At 52.0% G+C, this 1,854-nt stretch carries 2 protein-coding genes; one reads left to right on the top strand and one right to left on the bottom strand.

The window, feature by feature from the left end; all coding sequences use genetic code 11:
* Positions 1-72: 72 nt before the first annotated feature.
* Positions 73-369, bottom strand: a complete 297-nt coding sequence (locus ACJMM9_RS10120; protein ID WP_405326332.1) for a nucleotidyltransferase family protein — start codon at positions 367-369, stop codon at positions 73-75.
* Between the two features lie 267 nt (positions 370-636).
* Here ACJMM9_RS10120 and ACJMM9_RS10115 point away from each other — a divergent pair, with 267 nt between their 5' ends.
* On the top strand, positions 637-1,848 hold the full coding sequence (locus ACJMM9_RS10115) for an ISL3 family transposase (protein ID WP_405326329.1): 1,212 nt from the start codon (positions 637-639) through the stop codon (positions 1,846-1,848).
* The last annotated feature ends 6 nt before the right edge of the window (positions 1,849-1,854 follow it).

Raw genomic sequence — 1,854 nt, 5'->3', positions numbered from 1 at the left:
CGTGTCATTCCGTCGCATCGTCCTATAATTGTGTCGATGGCCTCCAGGATGTGTTGGAGACGATTTCGGTCTTTAGGCTGCTCTCTCATAAATCAAGATTTTATCTTGTTCCACACTTTTGCGAGCGAAGTCTGCCAGTGAACCTTCTGTGACTAAGTCCACGCTGCGGCCAAGCAGTTGTTCCAAATCGTTCCACATGCCGAAGAATTTTAAACCAATCGGCTGAGAGTGATCGAGGACGACAAGGATATCCACATCACTTATCGGTGTCTCTTCGCCACGAGCGAAGGAACCAAACAACCATGCCTTCAAGACGGGCTGGGTCTTGAAGTAGTTGGCAATAGCCTTACATATTGCTTGCGTGTTCATATTCTGACATGTTGATTGTTAACGCACTGCAAATATACATCTTTTTTGAGAAAAAGAGGTAAAAAGAAGAAGAAAACTATATTTTAGGTTCTTCACACGAATGCCGTGATACCGGCACCGTGAAGGGATAGCAGACGAAGCTTGAAATAGCGGTCGTCGGCGAACCCCAAGCCTCACGCTTCATCACCTTGGTTTTTTATGAAAAGCTATGGGAAAAGCTGACAATCCATTATCTTTGCAGGTCTCAAACTATCAAAGATTACAAAAATGGACGTCAGCTTCTTGTATCACGGTTTCGGCCTCCGTACGGTCGAGTGCTCCAGAACGGAGTACAAAGATAATGGAATAGTTTTGAATGTGCAAACTCGGAGCGACAAATTTCGCTGTCCGAAGTGCGGAAGTCGCAGAATCGTGCGGAACGGCTTCACAACCCGCCGCTTCCGCGGTGTTCCCTTGGGCAGGAAGCCCGTTTATATCGACATGCGTGTGCAACGGGTGAAGTGCCATGACTGCGGCTGCGACCATCAAGAGCACATCCCCTTCACCACGGGCAAGCGGCATACGACCCACCGCCTGGAGAGGCTTGTGACGGACCTTATGAACATCATGACCATCAGCGAGGTGGCGGCCTACCTGGGACTGAGCTGGAACACGGTGAAGGACATACACAAGAACTATCTGGAACACAACTACGCATCCCCGGACATCAGGGGCGTACGCTACATCGGCATCGACGAGTTTGCCGTTCGCAAGGGCCATGTCTACAAGACCATCGTGGTGGACCTCGAGACGGGGCGCATCATCCACGTGGGAGACGGGAAAGGCGCCGACGCCCTCGACAGGTTCTGGAGGCGAGTGGCGAAACTTGGTGTCAAAATCGAGTACGTGGCCACGGACCTCTCCGCAGCCTTCATATCCGCCGTGAGGGAGAACGCCCCTGAGGCGAAGCTGGTGTTCGACCATTTCCACGTGAAGAAGCAGATCAGCGATGCCGTGGACAAGGTGCGCCGCTCGCTCTACCACGACAAACTATACGAAGGGAACAGGGACGTCATCAAGGGCGTAAGGTGGCTGCTGCTCAAGAATGCGGACGACATCAAGGGCGACGATGCCAAGAAGCAGCTACAGCAGGCTCTCAGCTTAAACGAACCCCTGGCGAAGGCATATTATCTCAAGGAGGAGATAACGCTCGTATGGGCACAAATAGACAAAACGGATGCAAGGGCCTGGCTGTACGGATGGATAAGCCGGGCCATCAGAAGCGGGAACAAGCACATCGTCAAAGCCGGAATGTCCATGTTCAAACACAGGGAGGGAATACTGGCGTGGTACGACCACAAAATAACCACGGCAAGGGTGGAGGGCATCAACAACAAGATCAAGGTGATGAAGCGTGAGGCTTATGGGTTCGCCGACGACCGCTATTTCAAGCTTCGTCTGCTATCCCTTCACGATGCCGGTATCACGGCATTCGTGTGAAGAACC

This window comes from Fibrobacter sp. (assembly GCF_045112255.1).
Classification (GTDB): Bacteria; Fibrobacterota; Fibrobacteria; order Fibrobacterales; family Fibrobacteraceae; genus Fibrobacter.
The sequence above is the reverse complement of the archived record's forward strand: the minus strand, read 5'-3'. Positions and strand labels throughout refer to the sequence as shown.